General features: G+C 58.3%; 1 protein-coding gene. It reads right to left on the reverse strand.

Annotated features, from left to right (window positions below; translation table 11 throughout):
- The coding region (locus tag HBA93_RS23980) for a formate dehydrogenase accessory sulfurtransferase FdhD (RefSeq protein ID WP_221724874.1) at positions 1 to 230 on the reverse strand (230 nt) is incomplete at both ends.

Below are 230 nucleotides of genomic sequence, written 5' to 3' on the forward strand. Positions count from 1 at the left end.
TGTTTTCTGCACCATCTCCAGCGAAACGCGACTGGTTACAACCACAGCGCCACGCGCCGGATCGGCATTTTTAGCCCTGCCCTCACCACGCAATAAGAAGCCTGCCAGCTTGTCCAGCGCATTATGCCGCCCGACATCCTCGCGCACGGCCAGTATCTCGCCACCACTTTGATGCGCCTGATAGAAACCTGCCGCATGAACGGCTCCGGTCGCCCGATGCAAAATTTGCA

This window comes from Ochrobactrum sp. SFR4 (genome assembly GCF_019730395.1).
Lineage (GTDB): Bacteria > Pseudomonadota > Alphaproteobacteria > Rhizobiales > Rhizobiaceae > Pseudochrobactrum.